Source organism: Ruegeria sp. BG10, assembly GCF_056538575.1.
Map to the genome: position 1 here is coordinate 252,360 of NZ_JBQFTI010000002.1, position 22,783 is coordinate 275,142.

Below are 22,783 nucleotides of genomic sequence, written 5' to 3' on the forward strand. Positions count from 1 at the left end.
GATAATTGTAGGTCGGCGTATGCTCAGCACGTCGATCAGTTTTGCCACAGATGCTCCTTCCCCGAAGGGGCACCTTTCTCATGGCATTTTCTCCGAGCAAAGGTTTTGAATTTGGGTTAAAACGCAACTCTGAGACCGATGTTTAGCAACATTCAAAACACAGGAATTTCTTTGCCAAGTGGATTAGCCCCTGCCGAACTTATCGCCATTCTAACCGCAGTGACTGACAATCAGCCGCGTGTTATGACCTTGCGTGGCGGTGAGGCGCTACCATCAGGACCGTTCGAATCCTCTCACCGCAGCTTGCAGAGTGGCTTGCGGGCCTGGATTGAGGCTCAGACCGGCCATCCAGTGGGCTATCTTGAACAATTATACACTTTTGCCGACAAGGATCGCGATCCGCGATCCGATGATGCCGACACAACGCAGCGTATCTCAATCAGCTATCTGGGACTGGTGCGGGAACAGGACGCAGCAGGGGTCGGGCGCCCGGCATGGCGAAGGTGGTATCAGTACTTCCCCTGGGAAGACCACCGCGACAGCACCCCAGTGGAATTGCCGCGCATTGCCGAACGCCTCACAGCCTGGGCGGGTAGGGATCAGCTAAGGGTTCAGCGTGTTGACTATCTGTTCGGCCTGAATGGAAAGACGTGGAATGAAGAGCTGGTGTTGCAACGGTATGAACTGATGTATGAAGCCGGACTAGTCGACAACACGGAGTTCGGCCAACCCATGGCCGGCGATAACCGTCGTATCCTTGCCACCGGCATTTCGCGCCTGCGGGCCAAGATTAAGTATTCTCCGGTCGTGTTCGAGCTTCTGCCAGAAAGCTTCACCCTGTCGCAGCTTCAGCGCACGGTCGAGGCCTTGTCGGGCCTGCATCTGCACAAGCCAAATTTCCGCCGCCAGATCGACCAGCAGGAATTGGTCGAAGAGACCGGTGAAATGTCCAGCGGAACCGGTGGCCGCCCGGCGCGTCTGTTTCGCTATCGGACAGCCGTTCTTGAGGCCCGTATGCTGTCGGGCGCAAGATTACCTCTTTCCAGAACCTGAGCTTCACTTGACATAAACTCGTGTAGAGAATAAGTACCGGCTAAATGTACTCAGATCGAGTATAAGCTGGAGATGCCAATGAAAGACTTTCGACTTCCGGAGTTGTATGACCGTGTCAAGCAAGTCGTTCCGCCACCCGAATGGATGTTGTTTGAAGAGGATGTGGCAGCCATCCTCGAATTCAAGCGCGAGAAGAACGCCGTCATTCTCGCCCATAATTATCAGACACCGGAAATCTTCCATTGCGTGGCCGATATCGTGGGGGACAGCCTTGCCCTCGCGCGCAAAGCCGTCGAAGTTGACGCTGATGTCATTGTGCTGGCGGGCGTGCACTTCATGGCTGAATCAGCCAAGTTATTGAACCCTGAAAAGACCGTTCTTATCCCCGATATGGAAGCAGGGTGCTCGTTGGCGGACTCCATCACCCCTGAGGATATCACTTTGCTGCGCAAAGCCTATCCCGACGTTCCGGTGATCACCTATGTCAACACTTCGGCCGCAGTGAAGGCGGCGTCGGACATCTGCTGCACTTCGGGCAATGCAGTGAAGGTTGTGGAATCCCTCGGCGTGCCGCGGGTGCTGATGATCCCTGACGAATATCTCGCCAGGAACGTCGCCAAGGAAACCGATGTCGAGCTGATTGCTTGGCACGGGCATTGCGAAGTACACGAGCTGTTCACTCCTGACGACATACGCGAGATGCGCGCGACATGGCCGGGCGTTACGGTTCTGGCGCATCCAGAATGCCCGCCCGAAGTTGTGGCTGAGGCGGATTTTTCGGGTTCTACCGCCGCGATGTCAGAATTCGTTGGCGACAGAAAACCGGCGCGCGTCTGCCTGCTGACGGAATGTTCCATGAGCGATAACGTAGCTCTGAACCACCCGGACGTGGAGTTTGTGCGCCCCTGCAATCTGTGCCCGCACATGAAGCGCATCAGCCTGCGTAACATCCGTGATGCGCTGGAACATGGCCGACACGAAGTCACTGTCGATCCGGCCATTGCCGCAGATGCCCGCCGCTCGGTGGAACGGATGTTGGCGGTGAAATGATCCGGCTTGAGGGTCTTCACGGCCAAACCGCCATCATCGGAGGTGGCATTGCAGGACTGGTGGCAGCGCTGGAAATGGCGCCACAGCCGGTGGTACTGCTGACCCGCGCGGGGTTGGGACAGGAATGTTCCAGCGCTTTGGCGCAAGGGGGGATTGCTGCCGCGTTGGGTGCAGATGACGATCCGGCGCAACATTTGGCCGATACATTGCGGGCAGGGGACGGGTTGTGCGACGAAACTGTCGCCTCGGCTATTGTCTCAAAAGCGCAAGACGGGATCGCCGTACTGGAAAAAAACGGCGTTTACTTTGACAGAAAGGCAGACGGAACCTTCGACTTTGGGCGCGAAGCCGTCCATTCACGAGATCGTATCCTGCATGTAGGCGGTGATCTTTCCGGTCGCCAAATAACATCTGCGCTCACACGCGCCGCATTGCGGTGCCCGTCCATAACGTGCCTGCCCGGTGTCGAGGCCCGGAGGTTGGCGACATCTGACGGACGCGTCACCGGCATTCATCTGCAGACCGAATGTCATGTTCAGGTTCTGCGTACGGCCAACGTCATCATTGCGACCGGTGGCTGCGGTGGCCTGTTCGACGCGAGCACCAACCCTTCGGGCAATTTTGGACAGGGCGTGATGATGGCCGCCCGCGCTGGGGCGGCCTTGCGTGATATGGAGTTTGTGCAGTTTCATCCTACCGCCCTAGATACGCCAAGGGCGCCACTGGCTTTGATCAGCGAAGCCGTGCGGGGTGAGGGCGCCAGTCTGATTGACCAAACCGGCAGGCGTTTCATGGCACATGTTCCAGGCGCCGAATTGGCCCCCCGTGATGTGATCGCCCGCGCAGTGCATCGAATACGTTCGGACGGTGGACGAGCGTTCCTGGATGCACGGGCGGCGCTTGGATCCAGTTTTGTTCTCCGGTTTCCCGGCATTCATGCGTTGTGTGCAGCCAATGGGATTGACGCAGCGCGCGATCCGATCCCTGTTCGCCCTGCTGCGCATTACCATATGGGTGGTATCGCGGCAGACGCGGATGGGCGAAGCACTTTGCCCGGCCTTTGGGCGATCGGCGAATGTGCGGCCTCAGGGCTGCATGGCGCCAATCGCCTGGCCAGCAACTCGCTGCTGGAGGCGGTGGTGATGGGGCGTCGCGCCGCGCATGCGATAGCCGGCCATGAGATGCGAGACTTGCCGACCGCGCCCAAGGCCGATTTTCTGCCCACTCCCGATCTTGGATCCGTTCGTCCTTTGGTTTCGAAGCATCTGGGGGTGATCCGTGACGGAAGGGGTTTGCGACATGCTATTTCAGAGCTTTTGCCTTTGGTTGAAGCCGACGGGCGCGACGCTGATCCGGCGCTTGTGGCGCTTTCAATTGCTGTCTTTGCCATCCTGCGTCACGAGTCACGCGGCGGGCACTACCGCAGCGATTTCCCCGAAACAAAGCCCAAGGCCCTATCACAATTGATGACCCTGCCGGGCATTCTTGCCCATGCGAAGTCGGCCTGCCAAGACCTGCTGTTGAGGACTGCCTGAATCATGACCGACATTTCCCTTGCCCCGTTGCCACGGACCATGCTGGAACCAATAATCCGACGCGCACTTGATGAGGATCTGGGGCTGGCCGGTGATATCACCTCCACAGCCGTTGTCCCGCCAGAACATACTTCGGGTGTCGTGGCCCGCGCGCGTCAATCTGGCCGCATCGTCGGGCTGGATTGCGCAGAACTGGCCTGTGCACTGGTTGATCCAGCGATCAAAGTGATCCGACATGTCGAAGACGGTGATCCTGTCGCGCCCGGCACGGTCATCGCAACGTTCGAAGGCCCGTCGCAGAGCCTGTTGATCGCCGAGCGCACTGCGCTCAACTTCATGGGGCATCTATCTGGTGTCGCCAGTGTGACCGCCGATCTGGTGCGCCGCGTGGAGGGCACGCGCGCCGCTATCGCCTGCACCCGCAAGACGACCCCTGGTTTACGCGCGCTCGAAAAGTATGCTGTGCGTGCAGGCGGCGGGATGAACCACCGCTACTCTCTGAGTGACGCCGTGTTGATCAAGGATAACCACATTGCCGTTGCCGGAGGCGCAGGCCTGGCCCTGACCAGGGCGAAGCAGGCCGTCGGTCATATGGTCAAAATCGAGATTGAGGTCGATACGCTGGAGCAACTGGCCGAGGTTTTGGAAATCGGTGTTGACGCGGTGCTTCTTGACAACATGGATCCGGGAACCCTGCGCGAAGCTGTACGTATGATCGACGGGCAGGCTGTTGCCGAAGCCTCGGGCGGGATCACCCCGGATAGTGTGCGGGCGGTGGCGGAAACCGGAGTCGATCTGATTTCCATGGGCTGGATCACCCACAGTGCACCCTGTCTCGATATCGGTCTGGATTTTGTGCATAAGGGGACGAGCCCATGCACATAAGCGAGTTGGTCTGTCACGAAGAGTGGTTTCGATCCCTTCCGGTCTTTCGGTGCGGATCTGAATGTTCATGTCTTCTGCGGAGAGTGCTATCGGATCGCGGAAACGTTGAATTGACAACACGCGCTTCACCTCAGCACCGAGCAGAGCTAGTCTTTGATCCGAGCAACGCTGAAAGGAGCCACTCCGTGTCACTCTTCTCAAAACTCTTCGGCGGCGGTGAAAAGTCGGATCCGGAGCCGGTCGCATACAAGGGGTTCGACATCTTCCCCGACCTGATAGACGAGGGTGGCAAGTACCGCCTGTCGGCCCGTATCGAAAAGACCGTCGAAGGTGATCGCAAGACCTATGCGATGATCCGGGCGGATGTCTTTGACAACCGGGATCAGGCCGAAAGTTTCAGCATCTCTAAAGCGAAGCAGGTGATCGACGAGCAGGGTGAAGGCATTTTCGATTAAGGAAACCGGTAGTTTGAAGCCCGCTGAGCGATCGGAAGACACCGTGTGAATGGTGTCTTCCGAGTTACCCCTGAGTCGGATCCGAAGTGCACGACAATCCGCATACCGCTATGTCTCCGAGGTAGGCAAAGAGACCTATTTTAATCGATGTCGAACATTGCGCCCATGTCCGCACTAAGGTGAAAAAAATGAGGAGCATGTACCCCTCCATCTGAAATTTGTCTCTATTCTGCCGGGTGAAAGTGTACGTCCATTCGATCCGCCCACTGGATCAACAGAATTGTTTGTTCGTCGGTGGGAACCGACTCGTAGTGGTGCTCTCTACCTGGTTGATACCAGTAGTCGCAGGGCATTCGCAGCGGCAGCTCAGCTTCACTTGACGTCGTAGTCACGCCGGGCAATTCGTCTTGCGACCGAAACGGGCCTTCGGTGAGCCCCTCAAGGCGATTGCACATCGCACTGCACCTTCACCGGCGGTACGCTTCCTAGTTGGCGGCAAAGACAGGATATAGCGATTACTTGCTGAGGTGGTCGCTTCGGAAGCAGCTTTTCTCGCTAAAGCCTAACACTTGCGTGAGTTTTCAGCACAATCGCAAAGTAAGCTTTGCTCTTAGAGTCATCTCAATTCAATACTGAAGCACAAGTCGCTATTTGCGGAGCAAAAATGCGAATTAGCGTAGGCATCGCTGTGTCGATACTGGTTGCCATGTCCATCGGCGTGTCGACCCTTATTGTCCATTCCTTGTGGTGGACGACCGCGCGCGACAATAGCCGCATGCTCGCGGCTGAAATCAACAGTCAAATAGCAAATACCGTCCGCATCGAAGTGGGCCTTACGCTCAGGTCGGCCGAAGCCGCCTGGGCGGCTGTGCGTACGATCTTTGTCCAGAATGTCATCGCAACGCGACAAGCCGACAAACGGGAGTTTGTGTTCTTGTCGCAAATACAGGCGCAACCGAATATTTCGTGGATATTCTTTGGGTGGCCGGACGGGAACTTTTTTGCCTCGCGTCGATTAGGTGACGACGGGCTTGAGATGATTGAAATCGACAAAAACATCCAAGATCGGATGTTGCGGAAAGACCGCTATATCTTCATCCCAGGTGACATCCAGTTCGAAGCGCGCACTTTTTCAGACACCTCCTATGATCCGCGCGAACATGCCTGGTTTAAAAACTTTATGGGCCTCGAAACCGCTGGGTGGATTGAAACAGGCAGCCTCCCGGGCAGCGATAAAACTGTCTACACCTTTGCAGGCCCGATCGATGTCAACCGAAAACGGCAGGGTGTCCTGGCCGTGGCGATCGAAACGGACCGGCTTTCGCGCTTTCTGGCGACCCTTGCACCCGGCGAATTTGGCGCAGCGTTTGTTTTGGATGCCGATGGTAAAGTGATTGCGGTACCCGATGCGGAAGCGGATGAGGTTACACCGGCCCGCATGGGCGAGGGAGAGCTTTACGAGGTTGCTATGATCGCAGGGGAAAACCTGCTGGGTGGCCCCGCAGCGAATGCCCCCGGCACTTTGACAAAGCGCGTTGTCATCGGAGGTGTGCCTTATGCGGTCGCTCTGACGCCTTTGGGGTTTTACGGCTGGCGCGTTGCCACGGTCATTCCTGAAGCTGCCTTTCTTTCGGAAATCGACAAAACGCTGATAAAGCTGGTTTATATTCTTATGGGCGTGGTTGCTGTTGCCACAGTGTTGGCGATTTGGCTGGTCCGCAAAGTCGTCGCGGATCCATTGGCATATATCGCCGAAGACCTGAGCAAAATCGAACGCTTTGACGTGGAACGCATCTCGCGCAGGCCCTCTAAACTGTCTGAGCTTGCTAATCTCTCTGCTGCGACAGCAAGCATGGCTGCGGGTCTGTCAGCGTTCCGAAAGTATGTACCAACCGAGTTGGTGCGCATGTTGGTTGCCGAGGGCATCAAGACACAGCCAGGCGGAGACATCAGGCAGATTTCCGTGTTGTTTTGCGACGTCACCGGCTTCACCGGGCTTTCCGAGAAACTTGGACCCAAAGTTGTCCAATTGATGGAACCCTTCTTCAGCGCGACCTCGGCAGCCATTACTCGTAACGGTGGGACTATCGACAAATTCATAGGCGACGCTGTGATGGCGTTCTGGGGCGCGCCACGCAAGGATGCCAACCACGCCGAAAACGCCTGTCGCGCAGCACTGGACCTTATTGCAGCTGTGGAAGAGGCCGGAATCAAAGACGAAGCTGGCAATCCCTTGCGGGTCAGGGTCGGGCTGAACAGCGGCGAGGCACTGGTCGGTAACATTGGGTCAGAGCAGCGTTTGAACTACACTGCAATTGGCGACGTAGTGAACGTCGCCAGCCGGTTGGAGGAGGCCAATAAGGATTACGGCACATTAATCCTGATTGGCCCGGAAACCCGACGCCAGGCAGCTGAGAAAATCGTGGTACGCGAACTGGACACGCTAACGGTATTTGGACGTGTCAAAGAAGTCGTGGTCTACGAACTGATCGCCATGAATGATGAAATTAACGGATCGTTTGAGTGGATTGCAGCCTACGAACAGGGCCTTGCACATTATCGTGCAGGGCAGTTTGACAAAGCTGTTGCTGCCTTTAAGACCGCTGATCTGGCACGAAACGGAGATCCTGCCTCAGCCGCGATGATGTCCCGCGCCCAGGTTCTTTTGGAGAATCCACCACCGAGTGATTGGAGCGCAGTTACTAGCACTAACAAGAAACGATAGACTTACGTGCGATAGGTTCGAGGCGCTTCAGACTCATAGTGGACTGATCCAGTGTTTTGTGCCTTGCGAGTTGCTTCTGTGATACCTTAGTGCCAGTTAGACAGGCCGTGTCAACACACGGGGATCACATCGGGTGATTGGCATGAAACAAGTTTGTGTCGGCAAGGTAGACCAGCTTGGCACGAGACCTGATGACGGACAGAACTCGCCACAGCATTGTCTTCGGAAGAAATTGATCTGATCAAGATTTCGGGTGGCAATTACGAAAGCCCCGCGATGACCGGGGTGCGACAATCAACCAGCGAACGCGAAGCTCACCGGTGTCACAGATGTTGTCGGCGTTGCGCGCTTTGACCTTTGATCCGGATTTGCCAAAACACGCAGCAGCCGATCCGAACTATGATTGTGACGTTGGACGGCCCTGTACGGGCATTCGAGGGGAGGATCTCTTGTTGATGCTTGCGATCACTTGCTGCGAAACGCAGAGTGTAGAACCTTCGGCGGCCTTGATGCGACATTCCCCGCCCTTTCGAAGATTGCATCTGCCCAACGTGCCGAATGTCGTGTAAAGACAAGTATCCGCTTTATTGTCAAAGTTCAGAGGGAGCATAGCTTCCATCTTTGCGGTGCACCTCACGTCCGTTGAGCGGCGGGTTGAATACGCAGACAAGCCGCAGGTCAGTGTCTGTGGCGCGAACCACATGCCGGTCGTGCTGGTCCAAGGCATAAAGAGTAAATGGCTCAAGGAGATGCCAGGTTTCATCGCTGGATGCCCTGATCTGGCCTCCGCCCTCGATACAATAACACGCCTCTAAATGATGGGTGTATTCAAGCTCCAGCGATGCACCCTTTTTGATGATCGTATCCGTGAGCGAAAACCCCAAGCCATCAGACGCCAGCAATAGCCTTCTGCTGTTCCAACCCGGACCGGAAACGTCGCGATCTGTTCCAATGATATCCTTGAGTGCCTTAACAATCATGTTTCACCGCATCTTCTCTATCGCACCGCGCGGTTCATCCCGCCGTCGGACAGTATACTCTGACCATTGATATAGCGGGCTCCGTCGCTGGCGAGAAACACACAAGCCTGCCCAATTTCTTCGAATGTTGCGGGCCGCTGCGCAGGGATTTCCCGACGGGCCCGCTCGGACAGGTTCACATTCTCGCAAAATCCAGGGAGCAGGTTGTTCATGCGAATGTTGTGCCGCGCATAGCGATCCCCATAGAGCTTTGAGAAACTGTGCAGGGCACCACGTAGCATGCTCATGGGGTAGGGCGCTCGTGGCTCGACCGCATTCATGGACGAGATGTTCACGAAAGCTCCCCCGCCCTGTTCGATCAGTATGGGCGTGACGATACGGGCAATCTTGACGACGTTCAGCACATACATGTCCAGACTTTCGTGCCACAACTCGTCGCTGAGCTCCAATAGCGGTCCGTCAAAGTCAGGATCGAAGCCTACTGTTTTGATGGCTTCAGGTACCGTTCCACCATGTCCCATGTTGCTGATGATAGCATCAATCCGTCCGTATTTACTCATGGTGTCGTCGATCATGGCTTGCAGATCATCGACATCCAGCACAGAGCCGCGGCGGCCAATGCCCCCAAGCTCCTCCGCCAGCTCCACAGACCGGTTGGACGGGGAAATCAGCGAAACTTTGTAGCCAGCCTTCGCCATTTCAATGGCGCAGCCGCGGCCAATGCCTTGACCTGTGCCTGTCATCAGCGCGACTTTGGTATCTGGCATTGCTACTCCCTTCCTTTTGCAAACGGTGTGAGAAATTTGTCGATCCGAAATTAGTGTAGCCACTACGGATCGTCGGGCCCTATCGAGTTTTTGGCACTTTGCTGTTAGGTTTTCTCACATGATGGAAAACCTCAGACATCTTCGTGCCCTACAGGTTTTCGACGAAACCGCGACCCACTCCAGCCTGACCAAAGCAGCGGATGTGCTTAACGTCACTCACGGGGCGATCAGTCGGCAAATCAAATTGCTGGAACTGCATCTTGGCGTGACGCTTTTTCATCGTCGTCCCAACGGCGTTGAACTGACTAATGCCGGGGAACGACTGTATCAATCGACGCGCGGGGCATTTTCTGCGTTGCAACTGGGCGTGATGGAGGTGAAGCGATTGCATCACCGCCAGTCGATTACGGTGTCTTTGTCAACGTCGCTGGCGCTCAAATGGCTCGTGCCGCTACTAAGTTCGTTTCAGCAGGAACATCCGGGTATCGCATTGCTACTGGACACAAATGATGCGTTTGCGGATTTCGATACATCCGAGGTCGATGTCGCCCTGCGGTTTGGAGAACCCGGTTGGGACGGGCTATACCATGAGCAAATAAGACAGGAAGAATTGGTTGTTGTTGCGGCGCCGTCTCTTATTGATGAGGTGCGGCTACCCATGCGCGCCGAAGATGTCGCTGATCTCCCATTGTTGCACGATGCCTTCAATGTCGGATGGGAAAGCTGGGCCTCGCAAGTTGGTTTGACTGCTGATCGGATCAACGCGCGGAGCATCAAGTACGTTGACAGCGCCGTTCTCTTGGAGGCCGCGATAGACGGGCAGGGCGTGGCACTGGCAAGACATCTTTTGGCAGAGAGAGACTTAAGCCTTGGTCGGCTGATCCGTCTCGATGAAAGCAGTGTTCCATTGGACCGTGGGCTCTACTTCGTCTGCCGACCCGGCGATCAGGAGCGGGTCACGGTGAGAATCTTCAAGAAATGGCTCATGTCGATTTGACGTTTGAGTCCGCGCTGTTCAAATTGGCTTCGTGGATTGAACTTGCGGCGAACGTCCGGTCTCACGAGCCGTGCCGCATCGCAGCGTCGCGTGGAATGGCCACTCGGGACCGTTGGCTGGATAGTGGATGACAAAGCAGCAGCCCATTCTTCGTGTGTTCCGAGGTCCGCAACGGGCCCAATGCGAACAATTTTTACTGATCTTTCAACTTGAAGTTTGATTGCGGAAGAGATCGTCAGCTCAGGAATCTCCAGGTTTGCGGCCCCGAAATTACTCCCGGAAACAAGCGAAATGACTCTGTGATTGCCTGGCATTTGCTTAGCCTGCAATGATGCATGGCAACTCTCCAACCGAAAAAGGATCACCCATGTCTCGACTTTCAGAACGCAGAGATTTTGCTGTCGCAGTTTGCGAGGAGGCCGGGGAAATTGCCAAAAATTACTTCGCCGATCGGGGTAATCTTGTTGTTGATCAAAAAGGCGCTCAGGACTGGGTCAGCGAGGCAGACAAGAATGTTGAAACCTTCATTCGTGAAAGAATTGCGGAAGCGTGGCCCGAGGATGGGATTTTTGGTGAAGAGCACGGCGCGGCAGCGGGAGAGAGTGGCTTTGACTGGGTGATTGACCCAATTGACGGGACAACGAATTTCGTGAACGGCATTCCGGCATGGACCATTGTTCTGGCCGGTGTCACCAGGGGGCACACGGCGGTTGGCGTGATCCACGATCCAAACATGGACGAAACCTTTGTTGCAATGCGCGGAGAAGGAGCGACACTAAACGGATCACCGATGCGCGTCGCGTCGGGGGTGGCATTGCGGGACGGAACCGTCGCCGTAGGGTATTCGAACCGGGTCGAGACACGCCATGTTTTACCTGTTGTCGAGAACCTGATCGAGCACGGGGCTATGTTCCACAGAAACGCCAGCGGAGCGCTGTCATTGGCCTATGTCGCTGCCGGGCGCCTCTTGGGTTACGTGGAAGAACACATGAATGCCTGGGATTGTCTGGCTGGGCAATTGCTGGTCTCGGAAGCGGGCGGCATTGTTGAGGATCAGAACGCCGACGCGATGATCCGAGAAGGGGGGCGTGTGATCGTGGGCACTCCGGATGTGTTCGAGACGCTGCTTGAGGTCGCAGAGAACGCTTGGAGCGCTTAACGTCTACGCCAACGGCATCCAACATCAATGAGATTTGAGCGTCGATAAATCTGCCTGCCAAAAATGACATTTTGAGGGCCGGTCAGACTTGCGGTCTATCGGGCGCTCCGAAAGAGCACACCACAGCAACATGCCGACCGCTCCGTGGGTCACGATTGCAAGATCGTCAGTATCATGCATCCGGATAATCTCGGTAAGGGTCCGACGAATGCGTGTTTGCGCCTCGATAGCTGATTTCCGGCTGAGCAAAAAAAGCATCAGCCGCGGCCTCGAAATCTTCACGAAGCAAATACCCTCTGGCGCCGCGGTCGGTCTCACCAAGACCCAAGTGGGTTTTTACGGGCCGAGATGGAGCTGCAGCAAGATCCTCACCCGTTTCGCGGGCCTTCCGCTCGCCGCTGGACCAGGTTTGCGGGACATTCGACAAGACTTCACCAAAAGCAAATTCAGTAGAGCGTTTGCGGCCCGTCGCATTCAGGCCCCGGTCTGTGGTCGGGACGCTCGGATCAACAAAGACTTCGGGATGTGTGAAGATCAAAAGGTTTGCCATCTAGTCGGGCAAAAGCACCGGCCCCTTGTCGGTAAAACCCATCCTGATTTGAGCACCGGGTTCAAGCGGCGCATCGACATCATCGTGGACAGCGAAAACCTGACCAAACTCACCGGTTAGCGTGTATTCCATCCGAACACCAACATAGGTCGCCTTGGCCACCGTGGCCGGTATGCCCTGGTCAGAGCCGATCACCAGACGTGAGGGTCGCACGGCAATGGTTGCGGGCCCTTTGGACAAACCTCGGTGTGGCAGCGTGTGGCGGTAACCTTCGATTTCGATGGTTGCCGCATCGCCATCGATACTAACGATTTGGCAACTCAGAAGGTTTGCCTCACCTATGAAATCGGCAACAAACCGGTCATTCGGGGCGTCGTAAAGCTGGCGTGGTGTGCCCATCTGAGCGATCGCGGCGTTGCGCATGACGACGATCTCATCCGAGACCGCCAGCGCCTCTTCCTGATCGTGGGTCACGTAGACAACGGTCAGGCCAAGGTCTTGCTGAATCGCCCGAATATCCTCGCGCACCTGACGGCGAAGTTTGGCGTCGAGGTTGGACAGCGGCTCGTCGAACAGCAGCACCTGCGGTTCAAGAACCAGCGCGCGGGCGACGGCAACACGCTGTTGCTGGCCGCCGGATAGTTCCGAGGGAAGGCGGTTGTCGAAGCCCTGAAGACCAACCAACTCCAATCCATACAAGGCGCGGCTGCGGGCCTCATCCTTTGCAAAGCCCGAGAATGTGAGGCCATACATCACGTTCTCCAGCACGCTCATATGAGGGAAAAGCGCGTATGACTGGAACACCATGGATACGTCCCGGTCGGTGGCCGGCAATTTGGTCACGTCCCGACCACCAATCAGGATCTTGCCCGAGCTCGCCATCTCTAACCCGGCGATCATGCGCAATGTCGTTGTTTTCCCACAGCCCGACGGACCAAGCAATGTGACGAGCTTTCCCGCCTCTACGTGCAGATTGATGTTATCCACGGCGACGACATCCTTGCCGAACACCTTCGACACGTTTTCAAAGCGTACCGGGGCGGCCTTGGAACCGATTTTGGTGTCGGTCATGGCGATGTCTCCGTTGCGTGCTGCGTGCGCCGGCCAATCTGGACCCGGCCGACGAGAAGTTGCAATAAGCCGACCGCCGCGAGCATCACGAAGATCAGCGTCGTCGAATAGGCGATCGCAAGGCCATAGTCGTTATTCTCGACCCGACCAATGATGTAGCTGGTCGCCATGTCATATTCCGCACTGACCAGAAAGATGACGGCCGAGATCGCCGTCATGGCGCGAACAAAGCTGTAGACAAGGGCCGCAAGTATCGCAGGGCGCAAAAGCGGCAGGATGACGTTTCGGAATGTCTGCCACGAGTTTGCGCCAAGGGTCAGCGAGGATTCATCCAGGCTGCGATCCAGCTGCGACATGCTTGCGATGCCGGCGCGAACGCCGACCGGCATGTTACGGAAGATGAAGCTGACCACGAGGATGACACCTGTACCCGTGATTTCGATTGGCGGAACGTTGAAAGCGAGGATGTAGCTGACGCCGATCACTGTGCCCGGGATGGCGAAAGACAACATGGTTCCAAATTCGAAAGCGTTCTTGCCCGCAAAACTCTGCCGGGTTAGCAGATAAGCCGTTACTAGCCCGACGGCGGCAGTCAATGGTGCTGCAATGGCTGCAATTGTGATGGTGGTCCAGAAACTGTCCCAGGCGGCTCCGGTCCAGCGAATACCCTCTTCTTCGAAGCGAACCGAGAATGCGGTGATGTAGTGTTTGATGGTCAGCGAGTTATCGACCCCCCATAGCTCGACCACACTGCCGTAGATGATCATTGCATAGACAATGATTGTGAACAGGGCCCAGCCCAAGGCGATGAGCAGCACAGGAACCGAAAGGCCGGTTGGCATCAGCGGATGAACGCCCGCATCGCCTTTGCCGGTGACGGTTGTATAGCTTTTCTTTCCCAGCCAGACGCGCTGCGCGTAAAAGGCCGAAAGGGTGAAGAACAGCAGAACCATGGCCAGAACCGCAGCCCGGCCCTGATCGTATTGAGCTCCGACGATGGCGAAGAATATTTCGGTCGACAGCACGTCGAAATTCCCGCCCAATACAAGCGGGTTGCCGAAATCAGCCATGCTTTCGATGAAGCCAAGAAGAAACGCATTCGCAAGACCGGGCCGCATCAGAGGCAAGGAAACCGTCTTGAACGTCTGCCATCTGCTGGCCCGAAGGGTCTGGGCCGCTTCCTCCATCGACGGAGAGACGCCTTCAACCACACCGATAAGTACGAGAAACGCAATTGGCGTAAACGCGAGTGTCTGCGCGATCAGAATACCCGGCATTCCGTAAAGCCAGCGTGTCGGCTGCGTGCCGAACAACTCGGCAAAGAACCGGGTGACAGAACCGGAAAGGCCAAAAAGCAGGATCAGAGCCAGGCCGATCACGAATGGCGGGGTGATTATTGGCAGAACGGTCAGAGCCCGCAGTGCGCGCTTATGGTGAAAACCTGAGCGCGTGACAACCAGTGCAAAGCAAAGACCCAGGACCGTGGTGATAACGCCAACGAGGATGGCAAGGAACAGGGAATTCCAAGCGGCGCCACAACGCGCGCCCTGAAAGCACCCCAAACCCCAAAGTCGATCATCGAAAAATTTTGAGAAGAAAACTGCAATAGAATAAGCGCCATCTTCGGTGATGAAGGCGGCGAAAAGCATCTTGGCGATGGGAAAAAAGACGAAGGCCGTGACAATTGTAATCACACCGCCAATGGCGCTGACGACAAAGACGTCGCCGTTAATAGCACCTCTTGCCGCGATCCCCTGAGTGAGCAGGAACAGAAAGCTTGAGGCGCATATCATCGCGCCATAACCCATTCCAAACTGACGGTCGCCAAGCTCACCGAACAATGCTTCCAGCCAATTGAAGTTGAAACCTCTGATGCCAATGCTGAAGCCCTGAGCGATCAGCCAGCCAAAGCCGAGCGCACCGGACAGGATCAGAATGCGGGCATAAAGCGGGTCGGACTTGGCGCGCTTTAACACCAGAAGCGGCAATACCAGCGCTATCAGAAGTGGAGCAAGCCAGAGTTTTTCGCCTTGCCCGATCATAAACGCGGCGGGGGCATAATCCTCGTCGAACGGGTAGCCGTCCACCAGCCACTCGAACGACCACAGGCCGCCGTCAACCATGTACCATGGCAGCAGGCAGAATCCGACCCACCCAGCGATGACCCAGAAGATCAGGACCGGATGGGTCGTTTTTGAGGTCTGGTCAGTCATTTACTGTGGCAGAGTCGAAACCTCTTCGTCCCATTTCTGCAGAAGACGCTTCCGTTCGTCCGAGGAACCATACTTTTTGAAGTCATAGTCAATCAGCTTGATCTGGCTCATGTCAGGCGCGCTTTCCGAAGTATCCGCGCCTTTATTCGACGGCACCTGAAACGCGTTGACCTGAAGGGCAAGGTTCTGAGCTTCGGGCGACAGGGCCCAGTCATAGAACTTCTTCGCCTCTTCTTCGTTGCGCGCACCGTCGATAATCGACATCGAGCCAATTTCGTACCCGGTGCCTTCACATGGTGCGACGACCTTGATCGGGAATCCTGAAACAGCCTGCTTTACAGCATCATGCATGAAGACGATGCCAATTGTGTTCTCGCCCCGCCCAGCGGCCTTGATAGGCGCCGAGCCTGACTTTGTGTACTGGTTGATGTTCGAATGCAGACCCTTCATGAACTCAAAGCCCTCATCCTCACCGAAAATCTGCACCATCGAGGCCAGCGTCGTATAGGCCGTACCTGATGAGTTCGGGTTCGCCATCTGGACGTGGCCCTTGTATTCGGGCTTCAACAGGTCTTTCCAGCACGTAGGTTCGGGCAGGTTGTTTGCAGCGACAAGGTCGGCATTGTAGCCATACCCGAGCGCGCCTGAATAGATGCCGATCGTTTTGTTGCCCGCGCTTTCAGCCTGAGATATCGCCCAATCGTGAAGTTGGTCACGCATTGGCGACATGTATTCCATTGTCAGGCCTTCTTCGGCGGCCTGCAAATGTGGATCACCCGTGCCACCCCACCAAACGTCGCCCTTCGGGTTCGAACTTTCTGCGCGGATCTGTGCAAAGGTCTCGCCTGACGATTTTCTGGTCATGTTGACGTCGATGCCGGTCGCATCTTCAAAGCTGCGTGCCATGAGTTGGCACCAATCTTCTTGCGCCGAACAATAAAGTGTCAGCTTGTCGGCCTGTGCTGCCGACAGTGATGCGGCCAGGGCGATCACCGACCCAAACGCCGTGGTTGTCAATTTTCTCATTTTTTCCTCCCATTGTGCTTTATGCGTCCGGGCTTCCCGGTTCTTTAATGCCCTTCCTCAAGCAGCCTTTCGAAGCTTCTTTACGACCGATTTGACTTCCTGATTGTCTGTCAGGTTTTTCAGCAGTTGTGACAGGTCTTTTTCTTCGACCAGCTTTGCCGCCTTTGCCGGTAAAAACCAGTGACGCGTCCGCTCACCTTCTTCCTTCCAGCGGCGCTTCAGTTTTTCAACGACCAGAGGATAGAGGGTAACGCGGCAACGAACGCTGCTTTTGCCCGCATATCGCTTGTCGTAGAAAAATTGTCCGATTGCCCGATCTGAGATGGTGCCGACTGCGCCCGCTTCTTCCTGAGCTTCTATTTCAGCGGCACGCCATGGCTTTTTGCCGTCCATTAACCATCCCTTTGGAATAACCCACCGTCCAGTATCCCGCGAGGTGACCATCAGCACACGCAACTTGCCAGCCTTGTCCCAGCGCATCGGAAGCGCCGCAATCTGATCTGCTGTTTCGCTGTCGCTCATGCTGTCCCTCAATGCCACACGATCAAAAAACCAAATGGAACCTGTCTTGATGGCAAGTTGGCCGGTTAAGACGCTCTCTCGATTCCTAGTCTGAATTTGATCAGCCTGTGCATTTTTGCTCTGCGCCTTGAAATACTTACTAACTCTCGAATTTTCACAACGTTCCGAGGGTTTTGCAACAAAAATTATTGCAAAATGCCCGAAAGCCCACAAAGGTAGGTTTCGAAACCTAGTCGGGTCGCCGGATGTCCAAAACTAAAACGCGCGGCAAAATGTCTGAAAAGAACCAGAACCGGGTCAAGAAGTCCGACCGGCGCCAACAGATACTGTTGGAGTTGAAGCTGCGCCCGCACGTTCGCATCAACGAACTGGCACAGCGGTTCAACGTCTCCAACGAAACGGTACGCAGGGATTTCGACGCTCTGTCGAGTGACGGCTTGATCGCGCGCGCCCACGGGGGGGCATCAGCCCCCGCGCAAGGGCACTATCCGGGTTTGGATGAACGGACAAACGCTCAGGTTGAGGAGCGCGAGCGGATAGGCGTCAGAGCGGCAGAACTGATTCAGGGCGGTGAAACGGTCATGATCGATTCCGGCTCGACCACAATCGAGATGGCACGCGCTTTGGCTTATCTCGGCACCCATTGCACGGTGATCACCAATTCAATTCCCGTCGCGATGACACTTGGCCATGGCAGTGCCCAGGTCCTGTTATGCCCGGGGGAATATTTGGCAACTGAATCTGCAACGATCGGAACTGAAACGCTGGAATTTCTGTCTCGATTCAACGTCGACAGATGCATGATCGGTTCCTCGGGTTTCTCAGCCGAAGGGCCTTCAGAAACAGTGCGGGGATTTGCTGCGGTCAAGAGGATGATGCTGACGCGCGCCGAGAAACGGCATCTTCTTATTGATTCCGGGAAGTTCGGCCGCAAAGACTTGTCTCAAGTGGGCGGCCTTGACGGTCTGGATTCCATCGTTACCGACAAAAAACCAACAGAAGAACTGCGTAACGCGATTGAGGGGGCCGAGGTCGATGTTCTCGTCGCCGGGCAAGCATTGGAAGACTGATTAACTGCGGATCAAAATTGACCGCACATGACTGGGAGGAAAACATGAAGATCGATATCAAACTATTGGTTGGGGCATCCGCAATCGCGCTCATGTCTCTGAGCGGGACGGCGTCGGCGCAGGATTGTCCGCGCGGTGATCTGGACGAGCGTTTTTGTGACGCAGATGGGGATTTGATCGCGGATATCCCAACAGATCCTTCCGAGCAAATTGACCCTGACACCCTGATCTTTGCATATACGCCGGTTGAAGACCCCGCCGTATATAAAACCGCGTGGTCTGATTTTCTGGACCATCTAAAAGCGGAAACCGGCAAGGAAGTTGTCTTTTTCCCCGTCCAGAACAATGCCGCCCAGATCGAGGCAATGCGCTCGGGGCGTCTGCATATCGCGGGCTTCAACACCGGCTCCAATCCATTGGCGGTAAACTGCGCCGGGTTCCGCCCGTTCACGATTATGGCTTCGAAAGACGGCAATTTCGGTTATGAGATGGAAATCATCACCTATCCGGGCTCGGGCATCGAAAAGGTTGAGGATATCAAGGGCAAGCAGCTGGCGTTTACGTCGCCCACGTCCAACTCGGGGTTCAAAGCGCCCTCAGCCATCCTGAAAAGCGACTTTGATCTTCTGCCTGAACGCGATTTTGAACCGGTCTATTCGGGCAAACACGACAACTCGATCCTGGGTGTTGCAAACAAGGATTACCTGGCGGCTTCAATTGCGAATTCGGTAAAGTCGCGGATGATCTCGCGCGATGTGATCAACGAAGATGATGTCATAACGATATACAAGTCGCAGACTTTCCCGACGACGGGCTTTGGCACCGTTTACAACCTGACACCCGAGTTGCAGGAGAAGATCCGCAATGCCTTCTTCAATTTCGACTGGGAGGGCACGACACTGGAAGCTGAGTTCTCGAAATCGAACGAAGGTCAGTTCCTCGAGATGACCTATCAGGAATTTTGGGACGTCATTCGTAAAATTGACGCAGCAAATGGCGTCTCTTACGCCTGCCAGTGACAATTGACTCATCCGGCGGGCCTGACGGGGCCCGCTGTTCACCCTAATCTGGGGCATTTTATGCTGCGTCTTCAAAAGCTGACGAAAACATACAAGACCGGAGATCAGGCGCTGAAGGCCATCGATCTTGAGGTTCCAAAAGGACAGGTTCTTGCGTTGATTGGACCCTCGGGCGCGGGCAAGTCGACCATGATCCGTTGCATAAACCGCTTGGTCGAACCCACAAGCGGCGGTGTCCTTCTGGATGACGTGGACCTGACCAAACTCGGCTCGGGCGCGCTGCGGAAAGCGCGCCGCGAAATGGGTATGATCTTTCAGGAATATGCCTTGGTAGAACGCCTCACGGTGATGGAAAACGTTTTGTCCGGCCGGCTGGGATATGTGGGGTTCTGGCGCAGCTTCCTGCGGCGTTACCCGCAGTCGGATGTGGATGAGGCCTTCCGCCTGCTTGATCGGGTGGGACTGTTGCACATGGCGGATAAACGAGCGGATGAGTTGTCGGGTGGTCAACGCCAAAGGGTTGGCATCTGCCGCGCCTTGATTCAAAACCCGAAATTGCTGCTGGTCGATGAACCAACCGCGTCTTTGGACCCAAAGACCAGTCGCCAGATTATGCGCCTGATCACCGAGCTGTGTCAGGAACGAGGATTGGCGGCCATTATCAATATCCATGATGTGGCACTCGCCCAGATGTTTGTTCCCCGTGTCGTGGGTCTCCGCTTTGGCGAAATCGTATATGATGGGCTGCCAACTGGTCTTACCCCCGAGAAGCTGACCGAAATCTATGGGGAGGAAGACTGGGAAGCGACCATCGAAAAAGTAGACGAAGATGAAGATGTCGAGGCTGCGGAATGAGCCACCCGGAACTGGACGACATGCTTGGAAAAGGCTGGCGTAAGCCTGCCTTTGTTAAAAACCCACTGCTCCGCTGGGCATTGTTTCTTGGCTTTTTCGCCTACCTGATCGCGGCCTTTATGACCATCGAAGTTGATTGGGGCCGGGTCTATGAAGGGCTGGACCGGGGATGGGCGTTCGTCCTTGCGTTCACCAGCCCGGACTTCATTTCGCGGTGGTCAGATATTTGGAGCGGCCTTCTGGAGAGCATCGTAATGACCGTGGCCGCGTCGGTCGTGGGCATCCTGATTTCGATCCCGATTGGGCTGGGGGCCGCACGCAATATTGCCCCGTTGCCGATCTACATGATTTGCCGCGGCATTGTCGCGATAAGCCGGGCTTTGCAAGAGATCATCGTCGCCATTCTGCTGGTGGCTATCTTCGGCTTTGGTCCACTGGCCGGATTTCTGACGCTGTCCTTCGCGACAATCGGGTTCCTGTCCAAACTTCTGGCCGAGGATATCGAAGCGATGGACAAGGTCCAGGCCGAGGCGATCAAAGCGTCTGGCGCGCGTTGGCCACAATGGATCAACTATGGGGTTCAGCCGCAGGTGATGCCGCGACTTGTTGGGCTTTCCATGTACCGGATCGACATCAATTTTCGCGAAAGCGCAATTCTCGGTCTCGTGGGGGCCGGCGGTATCGGTGCAACGTTGAACACGGCGTTTGATCGCTATGAATACGACACGGCAGCGGCCATTCTGATCCTCATCATCGGGATCGTCATGGCACTTGAATACCTTTCCGGAATTATCCGGGCGAGGGTACAGTAATGCCGGTACTTGAACGCGACGTTACGCAGATCTGGCGCCGGCGGACGACCGGTCAGAGCCTGGTTCGATGGTTCGGCTGGCTGTTGGGCGTGGCGGTCTTTGTTTACTGTTGGCAGCTTATCTCGGAATCGACGACCTGGTTTTTCGTCTGGGACGCGCCCCGCATTGCCAACGATATCTGGACCCGCGCAACGCCTCCCAAATGGGATTATATCACCCAGTTGGGTCGCCCAATCTGGGACACTCTGAACATCGCTACCCTGGGTACAATCATCGCCCTGTGCATGGCGGTGCCGGTTGCCTTTCTGGCGGCCCGCAACACCACGCCATCGGCTTTGTTCATCCGGCCCATTGCCCTGTTGATCATTGTCTCGACCCGTTCGATCAATTCGCTGATCTGGGCACTGCTTTTGATCGCGATTATTGGTCCGGGTGTCTTTGCCGGTGTCATAGCAATCGCCATCCGTTCAATCGGGTTCTGTGCAAAGCTTCTTTATGAAGCGATTGAGGAAATTGATCACACGCAGGTCGAAGCGATCACGGCAACAGGGGCGTCGCGCTGGCAAGTCATGGCTTACGGGATCGTTCCGCAAATCCTGCCCGCTTTTGCTGGCATCGCGGTCTTCCGGTGGGATATCAACATCCGCGAATCCACGGTTTTGGGGCTGGTTGGTGCCGGGGGCATCGGATTGCAATTGTCGGCTTCGCTAAATGTTCTGGCCTGGCCGCAAGTCAGCCTGATCCTGATTGTTATTCTTGTCGCGGTCATGATCAGTGAATGGGTTTCGGCGAAAGTCCGAGGGGCCATCATTTGACCGGGTTCTCAGCGCAAGAGGCTTTTGATGCCTACGAGGCTGTGCGGCATCGCCTTCCGGAAACCGGACCTGCTGAGTTGAGTTATCGTCAGGCTGAGACGCTGGAGGATATAGCCGATGAATTCGACGTCTTCCTCCTCGACGCCTTCGGGGTCCTCAATATTGGAGATACGGCGATCCCGGACACTCCAGATCGGGTCAGGTCACTGAAAGCCGCCGGAAAGCGTGTTCTGGTCGTGTCGAATGCTGCAGGTTTTCCGCACGCGACTCTGTTAGAAAAATACACCAGGCTTGGTTATGACTTCGCGCCACAGGACGTGATCACCAGCCGGGCCACCTTGTTGTCTGAACTAAACGGCCAAAATGGGCTGCATTGGGGATTGATGGCGACACCCAGCGCCGGACTGCGCGATTTGGAGGGGCTGAAACTATCCTACCTAGAGGATGACCCGAAACCTTACGAATCTGTCGACGGGTTTCTGATGATCGGGTCAGCAGCTTGGACCGAAACGCGCCAAGCCATGTTGGAGACCGCCTTGCTGGAGCGTCCCCGCCCGGTAATGGTCGGCAACCCCGACATTGTCGCCCCGCGCGAGTACGGATTTTCCAAAGAGCCCGGTCTTTTCGCGCACCGGCTGGCAGACCGGACAGGTGTCGCCCCACAATTCTTTGGAAAGCCTTTCGGCAACATCTTTGATCTTGCGTTCCAACGCCTCGGGCACATCGACAAGTCCCGGGTACTGATGGTTGGCGACAGCCTGCACACCGACGTTCTGGGCGCACGAAATGCCGGCGTAGTTTCGGCGCTGATCTCCGGATTTGGGTTCTTCGCTGAGCATGACGTCGAAGCCGCGATCAAGAAGGCAGGGATAGTACCGAACTTTGTCGTAACCCGGCCGTGAGTTAAGAAGTTTCCTTTTCGAAAGATATTCTGTCCAACTCGAACGTTGGATATGTCCTCGATGCGTGAGTTCATCAGCCTCCAAAATGTTGCACCTGCGTCGAATGTCCGAAAAGTGGGCGGCATCCGAAGAAATCCTAAGACGTCCTGATGGTCGTGTGTGGGCCGCGTTTTCCCGGGATCCCCGGCAGGGTGCTTGGCATGAGCTGCGCTGTTGCCAATTGCCACTGCGAGTCCATTTCGAGCAATCCTGCGCGACGCATGAAGATCAGCCTCTGTGCCAGACGGTGCACAACGACAGATCTGCATCGAAGTTACGAGAT

Annotated in this window: 22 protein-coding genes; 14 read left to right on the forward strand and 8 right to left on the reverse strand. The window is 55.9% G+C overall.

The features are described 5' to 3' along the window. The first annotated feature begins 315 nt into the window (after positions 1–315). From ACR0D8_RS12215 to ACR0D8_RS12240, 6 genes are all read left to right on the forward strand, one after another. Positions 316–1,053, forward strand: a complete 738-nt coding sequence (locus ACR0D8_RS12215) for an NUDIX hydrolase (RefSeq protein WP_480646767.1) — start codon at positions 316–318, stop codon at positions 1,051–1,053. Positions 1,054–1,131: 78 nt separating this feature from the next. Continuing rightward, positions 1,132–2,103 carry a quinolinate synthase NadA gene (gene nadA / locus ACR0D8_RS12220; RefSeq protein WP_480646768.1) on the forward strand — a complete coding sequence of 324 codons (972 nt, stop codon included), beginning with the start codon at positions 1,132–1,134 and terminating at the stop codon, positions 2,101–2,103. After that, the gene (locus tag ACR0D8_RS12225; RefSeq protein WP_480646769.1) at positions 2,100–3,638 is read left to right on the forward strand and encodes an L-aspartate oxidase; all 1,539 of its coding nucleotides are present in this window, start codon (positions 2,100–2,102) and stop codon (positions 3,636–3,638) included. The genes nadA and ACR0D8_RS12225 overlap by 4 nt, the downstream gene beginning before the upstream one ends. 3 nt (positions 3,639–3,641) lie before the next feature. Continuing rightward, a complete protein-coding gene (nadC, locus tag ACR0D8_RS12230) occupies positions 3,642–4,523 on the forward strand; it encodes a carboxylating nicotinate-nucleotide diphosphorylase (protein ID WP_480646770.1) in 882 nt (293 codons plus the stop codon). Between the two features lie 185 nt (positions 4,524–4,708). Next, on the forward strand, positions 4,709–4,978 hold the full coding sequence (locus ACR0D8_RS12235; protein ID WP_480646771.1) for an HlyU family transcriptional regulator: 270 nt from the start codon (positions 4,709–4,711) through the stop codon (positions 4,976–4,978). A gap of 664 nt (positions 4,979–5,642) precedes the next feature. Beyond that, positions 5,643–7,703: an adenylate/guanylate cyclase domain-containing protein gene (locus ACR0D8_RS12240; RefSeq protein WP_480646772.1), complete on the forward strand. Its 2,061-nt coding sequence runs from the start codon at positions 5,643–5,645 to the stop codon at positions 7,701–7,703. Positions 7,704–8,293: 590 nt separating this feature from the next. On the opposite strand, the gene ACR0D8_RS12245 is transcribed toward ACR0D8_RS12240, so the two are convergent. Both ACR0D8_RS12245 and ACR0D8_RS12250 read right to left on the reverse strand, forming a co-directional pair. Continuing rightward, the gene (locus ACR0D8_RS12245; protein WP_480646773.1) at positions 8,294–8,683 is read right to left on the reverse strand and encodes an ectoine synthase; all 390 of its coding nucleotides are present in this window, start codon (positions 8,681–8,683) and stop codon (positions 8,294–8,296) included. A 17-nt stretch (positions 8,684–8,700) separates the two neighbouring features. Beyond that, positions 8,701–9,450, reverse strand: a complete 750-nt coding sequence (locus ACR0D8_RS12250) for an SDR family oxidoreductase (protein ID WP_480646774.1) — start codon at positions 9,448–9,450, stop codon at positions 8,701–8,703. Between the two features lie 118 nt (positions 9,451–9,568). Here ACR0D8_RS12250 and ACR0D8_RS12255 point away from each other — a divergent pair, with 118 nt between their 5' ends. Together ACR0D8_RS12255 and ACR0D8_RS12260 are read left to right on the forward strand one after the other, a co-directional pair. Further along, on the forward strand, positions 9,569–10,447 hold the full coding sequence (locus ACR0D8_RS12255) for a LysR substrate-binding domain-containing protein (RefSeq protein ID WP_480646776.1): 879 nt from the start codon (positions 9,569–9,571) through the stop codon (positions 10,445–10,447). A gap of 367 nt (positions 10,448–10,814) precedes the next feature. After that, positions 10,815–11,606 carry an inositol monophosphatase family protein gene (locus ACR0D8_RS12260; protein ID WP_480646778.1) on the forward strand — a complete coding sequence of 264 codons (792 nt, stop codon included), beginning with the start codon at positions 10,815–10,817 and terminating at the stop codon, positions 11,604–11,606. Positions 11,607–11,630: 24 nt separating this feature from the next. On the opposite strand, the gene ACR0D8_RS12265 is transcribed toward ACR0D8_RS12260, so the two are convergent. Genes ACR0D8_RS12265 through ACR0D8_RS12290 form a run of 6 tightly spaced genes read right to left on the reverse strand, consistent with a single transcriptional unit; the run spans position 11,631 to position 16,988 of the window. Further along, positions 11,631–11,864 (reverse strand): histidine phosphatase family protein, encoded by a 234-nt coding sequence (locus tag ACR0D8_RS12265; protein WP_480646780.1) that lies wholly within the window; start codon positions 11,862–11,864, stop codon positions 11,631–11,633. Continuing rightward, positions 11,779–12,156: a hypothetical protein gene (locus ACR0D8_RS12270; protein ID WP_480647122.1), complete on the reverse strand. Its 378-nt coding sequence runs from the start codon at positions 12,154–12,156 to the stop codon at positions 11,779–11,781. The genes ACR0D8_RS12265 and ACR0D8_RS12270 overlap by 86 nt, the downstream gene beginning before the upstream one ends. Then, positions 12,157–13,227 (reverse strand): ABC transporter ATP-binding protein, encoded by a 1,071-nt coding sequence (locus ACR0D8_RS12275; RefSeq protein ID WP_480646782.1) that lies wholly within the window; start codon positions 13,225–13,227, stop codon positions 12,157–12,159. After that, positions 13,224–15,440: an ABC transporter permease gene (locus ACR0D8_RS12280; protein ID WP_480646784.1), complete on the reverse strand. Its 2,217-nt coding sequence runs from the start codon at positions 15,438–15,440 to the stop codon at positions 13,224–13,226. Before ACR0D8_RS12280 ends, ACR0D8_RS12275 begins: the two co-directional genes overlap by 4 nt. After that, a complete protein-coding gene (locus tag ACR0D8_RS12285) occupies positions 15,441–16,466 on the reverse strand; it encodes an ABC transporter substrate-binding protein (protein WP_480646786.1) in 1,026 nt (341 codons plus the stop codon). It lies immediately after the preceding gene. Between the two features lie 57 nt (positions 16,467–16,523). After that, positions 16,524–16,988 (reverse strand): NUDIX hydrolase, encoded by a 465-nt coding sequence (locus tag ACR0D8_RS12290; protein WP_480646788.1) that lies wholly within the window; start codon positions 16,986–16,988, stop codon positions 16,524–16,526. Positions 16,989–17,260: 272 nt separating this feature from the next. Here ACR0D8_RS12290 and ACR0D8_RS12295 point away from each other — a divergent pair, with 272 nt between their 5' ends. The 6 genes from ACR0D8_RS12295 to ACR0D8_RS12320 are packed head-to-tail and all read left to right on the forward strand — an operon-like array spanning position 17,261 to position 22,461. Further along, on the forward strand, positions 17,261–18,058 hold the full coding sequence (locus ACR0D8_RS12295) for a DeoR/GlpR family DNA-binding transcription regulator (protein WP_480646789.1): 798 nt from the start codon (positions 17,261–17,263) through the stop codon (positions 18,056–18,058). A 44-nt stretch (positions 18,059–18,102) separates the two neighbouring features. Then, positions 18,103–19,077 (forward strand): phosphate/phosphite/phosphonate ABC transporter substrate-binding protein, encoded by a 975-nt coding sequence (phnD, locus tag ACR0D8_RS12300; RefSeq protein ID WP_480646791.1) that lies wholly within the window; start codon positions 18,103–18,105, stop codon positions 19,075–19,077. A 60-nt stretch (positions 19,078–19,137) separates the two neighbouring features. Then, positions 19,138–19,932: a phosphonate ABC transporter ATP-binding protein gene (gene phnC / locus ACR0D8_RS12305; protein ID WP_170352080.1), complete on the forward strand. Its 795-nt coding sequence runs from the start codon at positions 19,138–19,140 to the stop codon at positions 19,930–19,932. Next, positions 19,929–20,744, forward strand: coding sequence for a phosphonate ABC transporter, permease protein PhnE (gene phnE, locus ACR0D8_RS12310; RefSeq protein WP_480646793.1), 816 nt, complete (start codon positions 19,929–19,931; stop codon positions 20,742–20,744). The genes phnC and phnE (ACR0D8_RS12310) overlap by 4 nt, the downstream gene beginning before the upstream one ends. After that, positions 20,744–21,559: a phosphonate ABC transporter, permease protein PhnE gene (gene phnE, locus ACR0D8_RS12315; protein ID WP_480646795.1), complete on the forward strand. Its 816-nt coding sequence runs from the start codon at positions 20,744–20,746 to the stop codon at positions 21,557–21,559. Before phnE (ACR0D8_RS12310) ends, phnE (ACR0D8_RS12315) begins: the two co-directional genes overlap by 1 nt. Further along, complete coding sequence (locus ACR0D8_RS12320) at positions 21,523–22,461, forward strand: HAD-IIA family hydrolase (protein WP_480646797.1); 939 nt, start codon at positions 21,523–21,525, stop codon at positions 22,459–22,461. Before phnE (ACR0D8_RS12315) ends, ACR0D8_RS12320 begins: the two co-directional genes overlap by 37 nt. Positions 22,462–22,783: the final 322 nt, after the last annotated feature.

What these genes read in the sequence shown, in the direction of transcription:
- ACR0D8_RS12290 (WP_480646788.1), bottom strand. Translation starts at nt 16,988, where the DNA reads ATGAGCGACAGCGAAACAGCAGATCAGATTGCGGCGCTTCCGATGCGC.
- ACR0D8_RS12255 (WP_480646776.1), top strand. Translation starts at nt 9,569, where the DNA reads ATGATGGAAAACCTCAGACATCTTCGTGCCCTACAGGTTTTCGACGAA.
- ACR0D8_RS12275 (WP_480646782.1), bottom strand. Translation starts at nt 13,227, where the DNA reads ATGACCGACACCAAAATCGGTTCCAAGGCCGCCCCGGTACGCTTTGAA.
- ACR0D8_RS12240 (WP_480646772.1), top strand. Translation starts at nt 5,643, where the DNA reads ATGCGAATTAGCGTAGGCATCGCTGTGTCGATACTGGTTGCCATGTCC.
- nadC (WP_480646770.1), top strand. Translation starts at nt 3,642, where the DNA reads ATGACCGACATTTCCCTTGCCCCGTTGCCACGGACCATGCTGGAACCA.
- ACR0D8_RS12250 (WP_480646774.1), bottom strand. Translation starts at nt 9,450, where the DNA reads ATGCCAGATACCAAAGTCGCGCTGATGACAGGCACAGGTCAAGGCATT.
- nadA (WP_480646768.1), top strand. Translation starts at nt 1,132, where the DNA reads ATGAAAGACTTTCGACTTCCGGAGTTGTATGACCGTGTCAAGCAAGTC.
- phnE (WP_480646793.1), top strand. Translation starts at nt 19,929, where the DNA reads ATGAGCCACCCGGAACTGGACGACATGCTTGGAAAAGGCTGGCGTAAG.
- phnD (WP_480646791.1), top strand. Translation starts at nt 18,103, where the DNA reads ATGAAGATCGATATCAAACTATTGGTTGGGGCATCCGCAATCGCGCTC.
- ACR0D8_RS12285 (WP_480646786.1), bottom strand. Translation starts at nt 16,466, where the DNA reads ATGAGAAAATTGACAACCACGGCGTTTGGGTCGGTGATCGCCCTGGCC.
- ACR0D8_RS12320 (WP_480646797.1), top strand. Translation starts at nt 21,523, where the DNA reads ATGGGTTTCGGCGAAAGTCCGAGGGGCCATCATTTGACCGGGTTCTCA.
- ACR0D8_RS12265 (WP_480646780.1), bottom strand. Translation starts at nt 11,864, where the DNA reads ATGCTTTTTTTGCTCAGCCGGAAATCAGCTATCGAGGCGCAAACACGC.
- phnE (WP_480646795.1), top strand. Translation starts at nt 20,744, where the DNA reads ATGCCGGTACTTGAACGCGACGTTACGCAGATCTGGCGCCGGCGGACG.
- ACR0D8_RS12260 (WP_480646778.1), top strand. Translation starts at nt 10,815, where the DNA reads ATGTCTCGACTTTCAGAACGCAGAGATTTTGCTGTCGCAGTTTGCGAG.
- phnC (WP_170352080.1), top strand. Translation starts at nt 19,138, where the DNA reads ATGCTGCGTCTTCAAAAGCTGACGAAAACATACAAGACCGGAGATCAG.
- ACR0D8_RS12280 (WP_480646784.1), bottom strand. Translation starts at nt 15,440, where the DNA reads ATGACTGACCAGACCTCAAAAACGACCCATCCGGTCCTGATCTTCTGG.
- ACR0D8_RS12295 (WP_480646789.1), top strand. Translation starts at nt 17,261, where the DNA reads ATGTCTGAAAAGAACCAGAACCGGGTCAAGAAGTCCGACCGGCGCCAA.
- ACR0D8_RS12225 (WP_480646769.1), top strand. Translation starts at nt 2,100, where the DNA reads ATGATCCGGCTTGAGGGTCTTCACGGCCAAACCGCCATCATCGGAGGT.
- ACR0D8_RS12245 (WP_480646773.1), bottom strand. Translation starts at nt 8,683, where the DNA reads ATGATTGTTAAGGCACTCAAGGATATCATTGGAACAGATCGCGACGTT.
- ACR0D8_RS12270 (WP_480647122.1), bottom strand. Translation starts at nt 12,156, where the DNA reads ATGGCAAACCTTTTGATCTTCACACATCCCGAAGTCTTTGTTGATCCG.